Annotated in this window: 2 protein-coding genes; both read right to left on the reverse strand. The window is 73.0% G+C overall.

From position 1 onward, the window contains the following. Positions 1-61 precede the first annotated feature (61 nt). On the reverse strand, positions 62-778 hold the full coding sequence (locus ACYVE9_RS21515; RefSeq protein ID WP_461029534.1) for a hypothetical protein: 717 nt from the start codon (positions 776-778) through the stop codon (positions 62-64). 334 nt (positions 779-1,112) lie between these two features. Further along, entirely contained in the window at positions 1,113-2,567 is a 1,455-nt protein-coding gene (locus ACYVE9_RS21520; protein ID WP_461029535.1) for a catalase, read from the reverse strand. Between the last annotated feature and the right edge of the window lie 294 nt (positions 2,568-2,861).

The following is a 2,861-nucleotide window of genomic DNA, read 5'->3' on the forward strand; positions in this document are numbered from 1 at the left end:
GCCGGCCGCACCCGCCGGTGCCGGTGCGCGGTGGTGGGCGGGTGTGGCCGGGGACGCGGCGTCAGGCGCCGGTACGGATCAGGTCGTCCGCGGCGGTGTTGACGGGCTGCGGAGTGCCCGTCAGATCGAGTACGAAGAGCGGCAGCGAGACCTCGTCGGCCCGGGCGCGGGCCTCGCCGGTGTATCCGGCCAGCGCGAAGCAGACCGCCACCGCCGACTCGTTGAGGCCGTTCAGCCAGAGCGTCTCGACCGCGCGCAGGCCGGTGGGTGAGGTGGTGGGATCAACCCGGGCGACCACGCGCGGACCGCGCAGGTCGACACCGGAGGCGGGCCGGTTCTCGGCGGCGCGTACGTCGCGGAAACCGAGCCAGTTCAGGTACTGCCCGGCCGCCAGTACGGCGTCGCGGGCGGTGCGGATCGTCACCGGACGGAACGCCGGACGCCGCCGGCCCGCGCGGTGGTCGACGCCGGTGGAGCCGCCCTGGAGGTGGGCGGCGGCCTCGGCGGCGTCGATCCGGGCCGCGTCCATCGGCAACCACAGCAGCGCGCCGCAGGGGCAGCCCAGTTCGGGTTGCGGCCACTCCTCCCGGCGGCCGCAGCTCTCGCAGCGCAGCGCGACCCAGGAGTTCGCCCAGGTGCGGGTGTGCACCTGGGCGGGCACGCCGTACCGCAGCACCGGCGGGCTGACCGGGGCTCCGCACGGGCAGGGGTACGTCGGTGGGGTGTACGCGTGCTCGCGTCGGCATGCCGGGCAGCGCACCGGCACGTTCTCCGTCATCTCACCCGTCCTCGCCGTCCGCGGCGCCGGGCGGGGAACCCGTGCGCCTGTACCTCCCATCGTCCCCGATCGAACGGGTCCCCGGGACGGCTTGCGGCAATCAGTCACCCGCGAGTCGTGTGCTGGACGCCCGGCGGGGCGAGGCTGGGCGCGACAGGACGTTCGCTCCGTCGGGCGGGTTCGTCGGGCGGGTTCGAGGGGCGGGATCGAGGGGCGGGGGAGCCGGGCTCCGCCGCGCGGCACGCGGGCCGTGCCGGAAGGTGTTCTCCCGTACCACCGGCCACCCCTCGTCACGGGCCGGTGGTACGGGAGGTGCGCGGGAGTGACCTCCCCGTCAGCTCTCGCGCAGCTCACGCACCGCCTGCTCGACGCGCCGGCCGTAGTCGGGGTCGGCGGCGTGGAAGTGGGCGAGGTTCCGCTCCACGACGTCGTCGCGGGTCACCTGGGACAGTCCGCCGGCGATGTTCGCCACCAGGCGCTCCTGCTCCTCCCGCGACATCAGCCGGTACAGCTCGCCCGCCTGGAAGAAGTCGTCGTCCTTGGTGTGCGCGGGCGCCTCGTGGGTGCCGGTGTGCCCGCCGACGGCCAGGGGCGCGGTCGGCGGCCGGCCGGTCTGGACGGGCCCGCCGTAGGAGTTGGGCTCGTAGTTCCTGGCCGCCCGCCCCTGCGGGTTGGTGGCCATCAGGCCGTCCCTGCCGTAGTTGTCGACCTCGGTGCGCGGCGCGTTGACCGGCAGTCGGGTGTGGTTGACGCCGAGCCGGTAGCGCTGGGCGTCGGCGTAGGCGAACAGCCGTCCCTGGAGCATCTTGTCGGGGGAGGGGCCGATGCCCGGCACGAAGTTGTTCGGCGAGAACGCCGCCTGCTCCACCTCGGCGAACACGTTCTCGGGGTTGCGGTCGAGCACCAGGCGGCCCACCCGCTGGAGCGGGTAGTCCCGGTGCGGCCACACCTTCGTCAGGTCGAACGGGTTGAACCGGTAGTCGGCGGCGTCGGCGGCCGGCATCACCTGGACGTGCAGCGTCCACGAGGGGTGGATGCCGCGCTCGATGGCCTGGAGCAGGTCCGTCTGGTGGCTGTCGGCGTCCGTGCCGGCCGTGCGTGCGCCCTGCTCGCTGCTGAGGCAGCGCACACCCTGGTTGGTCCTGAAGTGGTACTTGACGTAGAAGGCGTCGCCGTCGGCGTTGGTCCACTGGTAGGTGTGCGAGCCGTAGCCGTTCATGTGGCGGTACGAGGCGGGGATGCCGCGGTCGCCCATCAACCAGGTGATCTGGTGGGTGGCTTCGGGGGAGTGCGACCAGAAGTCCCAGACGTTGTCCGGCTCCTGCCTGCCGGTGAACGGGTCGCGCTTCTGCGAGTGGATGAAGTCGGGGAACTTCAGCGGGTCCTTGATGAAGAACACCGGCGTGTTGTTGCCGACGAGGTCGTAGTTGCCCTCCTCGGTGTAGAACTTGACGGCGAAGCCCCGGGGGTCGCGGACGGCGTCGGCCCCGCCCAGGCTGTCGGCGACGGTGGAGAAGCGGGCGAACAGCTCGGTGCGCTGGCCGACCGAGCCGAGGAACGCCGCCCGGGTGAGGTGCGAGACGTCGTCGGTCACCTCGAAGTACCCGTACGCGCCGGAGCCGCGGGCGTGCACCACACGCTCCGGGATGCGCTCGCGGTTGAACCGGGCGAGCTTCTCGATCAGGTGCTGGTCCTGGATCAGCAGCGGGCCGCCGGCACCGGCGGTGGCGGAGTTCTGGTTGTCTGCGACCGGGGCGCCGGACTCGGTGGTGAGTGTCCGCGCCGACAGCGGGGGCTTCGACATGGTGACCTTCCGTACGGGGCTGCGGAAGTCGAGTTCCGCGAAGGGGAGCGTAGGGACGGCTGCGACAGCACGTCAACAGTTTGTTGAACTCCGGGTGGCGGTGCCTTGGGCGCGACAGGACAGGTGTCGGCACCGCCACCCGGAGGGCTCGGGGCCCGGCGGCCCGCCCGGACGGCACGCCGGGGTGGCGTGCCCGTGCGGTGGTCCCGGGCGACGGGAGCGTTCGGGTGCTCCCGCGGTCAGGCGTCGACGCGGCTGCCGGAGAGCCGCTCCACGCCG

Source organism: Streptomyces sparsus (assembly GCF_054776295.1).

Coding starts and splice junctions, on each gene's coding strand:
- ACYVE9_RS21515 (WP_461029534.1), bottom strand. CDS start 778: ATGACGGAGAACGTGCCGGTGCGCTGCCCGGCATGCCGACGCGAGCAC.